At 67.7% G+C, this 4,125-nt stretch carries 3 protein-coding genes and 1 pseudogene; 1 reads left to right on the top strand and 3 read right to left on the bottom strand.

What is annotated here, in order from left to right:
- From L995_RS12605 to L995_RS12615, 3 genes and pseudogenes are all read right to left on the bottom strand, one after another.
- Nucleotides 1-507 (bottom strand): annotated as a pseudogene (locus tag L995_RS12605) (cobaltochelatase CobT-related protein); the annotation flags it as partial.
- The gene (locus L995_RS12610; RefSeq protein ID WP_013803829.1) at nt 497-1,474 is read right to left on the bottom strand and encodes an AAA family ATPase; all 978 of its coding nucleotides are present in this window, start codon (nt 1,472-1,474) and stop codon (nt 497-499) included. The gene L995_RS12610 and the pseudogene L995_RS12605, both read right to left, overlap by 11 nt.
- Nucleotides 1,467-2,294, bottom strand: a complete 828-nt coding sequence (locus L995_RS12615; RefSeq protein WP_016450076.1) for an IclR family transcriptional regulator — start codon at nt 2,292-2,294, stop codon at nt 1,467-1,469. The genes L995_RS12610 and L995_RS12615 overlap by 8 nt, the downstream gene beginning before the upstream one ends.
- Nucleotides 2,295-2,425: 131 nt before the next feature.
- Between L995_RS12615 and xsc the strand changes: the two genes are divergently transcribed.
- On the top strand, nt 2,426-4,125 hold a 1,700-nt coding region (xsc, locus tag L995_RS12620), incomplete at its 3' end, for a sulfoacetaldehyde acetyltransferase (protein WP_047472078.1).

The raw sequence follows: 4,125 nt of genomic DNA on the forward strand, positions 1-4,125 counted from the left end.
CCGCGTGGCCTCGGCCAGGTCGGCCAGGGCATCGGGCGGCTCATGGCAGCTCAGGCGGCTCCAGGCGGTCAGCGCCACGGTGAACAGCAGGATGCCCAGGCTGCTTTCGGTCAGGCCCGAATCGGCAAAGGCCTGGCTCCAGTGCACAAAGCGCGCATGCAGGTTGGCGCGCGCGCCGGGCCATTCCTCGGGCGCCAGGCTTTCCACGCGCAACTGCTCCAGCAGTTCGAACACCAGCCGCTCCACCGGGTCGCCGGGCAGGTGGCGTGCGTGCAGCGCGGCATCGCTCAGGCGCAGGCGCAGGCTGGCGCCGTCGAGCAGGCCGCGCTGGTCGGCCAATCGGGCCGGCACATCGACCTGGTGGGCCGCTGCCAGCACCACGGGCGCCGTGCCCCGGTACAGCGTCTGCCCGCTCCATTGCAGCGAGGCATCGCCCGCCATGGCGCGCAGCAGCGCGCCGCCCCAGGCCTCCATGCGCGCCAGCGAGGGGGATGCCTCAGCAGGCATGGGCGGGCTCGTCGCGCAGCGCCAGTTCCTGGCCGAAGCAGCGCTGGAAGTACTCGGCCACGATGGCCCGCTCGGCCGGTTCGCACTTGTTGAGGAAGGACAGCTCGAAGGCCAGCCGCAGGTCATGGAAGATCTGCGCGTTCTCGGCCCAGGTGATGACGGTGCGCGGCGACATCAGCAGCGACAGGTCGCCCACCGCAAAGCCCTTGCGCGTGAGCGCGGCCAGCGCCACCATGGCGGCCACCTGCTCGCGCCCCTGCGGCGTGGCCAACTGCGGCACGCGCGCCAGCACGATGGCGGCTTCCTCGGCCGGTGCCAGGTAGTCCAGGCTGGTGACCAGGTTCCAGCGGTCGAGCTGGGCGTGGTTGAGCATCTGCGTGCCGTGGTACAGGCCGCTGAGGTTGCCCTGGCCCAGGGTGTTCATGGTGGCGAAGAGGCGGAACTGCGCATGCGGCTGGAGCACGCGCTTTTGGTCCAGCAGGGTGAAGCTGCCCTCGCGTTCGAGCACGCGCTGGATGACGAACATCACGTCGGGCCGGCCCGCGTCGTATTCATCGAAGACCAGGGCCACGGGCCGCTGCAGCGCCCAGGGCAGGATGCCTTCCTGGAACTGCGTGACCTGGCGGCCCTCCTGCAGCACGATGGCGTCCTTGCCCACCAGGTCCAGCCGGCTGATGTGGCCGTCGAGGTTGACGCGCACGCAGGGCCAGTTCAGCCGCGCCGCCACCTGCTCGATATGGGTGGACTTGCCCGTGCCGTGCAGCCCCTGGATGACCACGCGCCGGTTGTGCGCAAAGCCCGCCAGGATGGCCAGCGTGGCCTGCGGGTTGAAGCGGTAGGCCGGGTCCACGGCCGGCACATGCTCGCTGCGTTCGGCAAAGGCCGGCACCTGCATGTCGGTGTCCAGGCCGAAGGTCTCGCGCACGCCAAGCGTGCGCGTGGGATGCATCAGGGTCAGCTCAGTCATCGTCAGGGGCTCCCGGGGGGACTTCGTCGTTGATGCGCGCAATCGCCTCGGCCGCCGCGCGCAGTTGGGGAAGAAAGGACAGCGCACGTTCGCGCGGGAAACGCATGATGGGCGCCTGCACGGCCAGCCCCATGTTGGAGGGGCCGCCCTGGATGGAGGGCACGAGCACGCCCAGGCACAGCAGGCCGGGCAGGAATTCCTCGTTGTCGAAGGCATGGCCCTGGGCGCGCACCTGGTCCAGCTCGGCGTCCAGCGCGTCGAAGGCCGTCAACGTATTGGCCGTGAAGCCTTCCAGCGGCACGGCCGACAGCAGCCGCCTGCGCTGCGCGGGCGCCATCTGGCTCAGGAACAGCTTGCCCGTGGCCGAGCAATGGGCCGGCACGCGCGAGCCCGGGTGCAGATAAAAGCGCAGCGGCGCGGGCGTTTCCACCCGGTCCAGGTAGAGCACTTCGCTGCCCGAGAAGGCGGTGATGTTGCAGCTCTCGCCGATGTCGCGCACCAGTTGCGCCAGCACCGCGTGGCGCGCGCCATGCGTGGTGTTGTTGAGCAGCACGCTTTCGGCCAGCCGCATCAGGCGCCGCCCCGTGCCGTAGTGCCGGCCATTGCCCTCGCGCTGCAGGATGCCCGCGCCTTCGAGCTGCTGGAGCATGCGGTGCATGGTGGGCTTGGGCAGGCCTGTCTCCTCGACCATGGTCTGCAGCGTGAAGGGCTCGTTCTTCTGCGCAATGGCCTCCAGCAGCGCGAACAGCCGCAGGTTGGGGGTATCGCCATCGATACGGGCAGGGACAGGGTCTCGGGTGTTCATGGTGTTGGCCATCATATGTTTTTCAATTTTTCGAGTCAATTTGTTCCGAAAAAAGAAATTTGTTTGACATCCAGGTGAAATCACACCTAGACTTGCGCCGTAATTTCTTTTTTCGGAACTTAAAGTTCCATTTTCAAGGAGACAACATGACTGCAGCCAACAATCGTACGGTGGTCGAAGGCGTCCAGAAGATGACCCCTTCCGAAGCCTTTGTGGAGACCTGCGTGGCCAACGGCGTCACGGAGATGTTCGGCATCATGGGCTCGGCCTTCATGGATGCCATGGACATCTTCGCGCCCGCCGGCATCCGCCTGATCCCCGTGGTGCACGAGCAGGGCGCGGCCCACATGGCCGACGGCTATGCGCGCGTCTCGGGCCGCCACGGCGTGGTGATCGGCCAGAACGGCCCCGGCATCAGCAACTGCGTGACCGCCATTGCTGCCGCCTACTGGGCCCACAGCCCCGTGGTCATGATCACGCCCGAGACCGGCACCATGGGCATGGGCCTGGGGGGCTTCCAGGAAGCCAACCAGCTGCCCATGTTCCAGGAGTTCACCAAGTACCAGGGCCATGTCTGCAACCCCAAGCGCATGGCCGAGTTCACGGCCCGCTGCTTTGACCGCGCCATCTCCGAGATGGGCCCTACCCAGCTGAACATTCCGCGCGACTACTTCTATGGCGAAGTGCAGTGCGAAATCCCCAAGCCCATGCGTGTGGAACGCGGCTCGGGCGGCGAAAACAGCCTGCAGGCCGCCACGGAACTGCTGGCCACGGCCAAGTTCCCCGTGATCCTGGCCGGCGGCGGCGTGGTCATGGGCGATGCGGTCGAGGAGTGCAGGCAGCTGGCCGAGCGCCTGGGCGCCCCCGTGGTCACGGGCTATCTGCGCAATGACGCCTTCCCCGCCAAGCACCCGCTGTGGGCCGGCCCGCTGGGCTACCAGGGCTCCAAGGCCGCGATGAAGCTCATCGCCCAGGCCGACGTGGTGATCGCGCTGGGCTCGCGCATGGGCCCCTTCGGCACCCTGCCCCAGCACGGCATGGACTACTGGCCCAAGAACGCCAAGATCATCCAGGTCGAGGCCGACCACACCAACCTGGGCCTGGTCAAGAAGATCTCGGTGGGCATCCACGGCGACGCCAAGGCCGTGGCACGCGAGCTGGGCCGCCGCCTGCAGGGCCAGACCCTGGCCTGCGACGCCACCAAGGCCGCGCGCGCCGACACCATCGCCACCGAGAAGGCGGCCTGGGAAAAGGAGCTGGACGAGTGGACGCATGAGCGCGACCCCTACAGCCTGGACATGATCGAAGAGGCCAAGGGCGAGCGCACGCCCACGGGCGGCAAGTACCTGCACCCGCGCCAGGTGCTGCGCGAGCTGGAAAAGGCCATGCCGCCGCGCGTGATGGTCTCCACCGACATCGGCAACATCAACTCCGTGGCCAACAGCTACCTGCGCTTCGACGAGCCGCGCAGCTTCTTCGCGCCCATGAGCTTCGGCAACTGCGGCTATGCCCTGCCCACCATCATCGGTGCCAAGTGCGCGGCGCCCGACCGCCCGGCCATCGCCTACGCCGGCGACGGCGCCTGGGGCATGAGCATGGTGGAGATCATGACCGCCGTGCGCCATGACATTCCCGTCACGGCCGTGGTCTTCCACAACCGCCAGTGGGGCGCCGAGAAGAAGAACCAGGTGGACTTCTACAACCGCCGCTTCGTGGCCGGCGAGCTGGAAAGCGAGAGCTTCGCAGCCATTGCCAGCGCCATGGGCGCCGAGAGCATCGTGGTCGACCACATCGAGGACGTGGGCCCGGCGCTGAAGAAGGCCATCGACCTGCAGATGAAACGCGG

The sequence above is a fragment of the Delftia sp. ZNC0008 genome (genome assembly GCF_000799035.1).
GTDB classification, from domain to species: domain Bacteria; phylum Pseudomonadota; class Gammaproteobacteria; order Burkholderiales; family Burkholderiaceae_C; genus Comamonas; species Comamonas tsuruhatensis.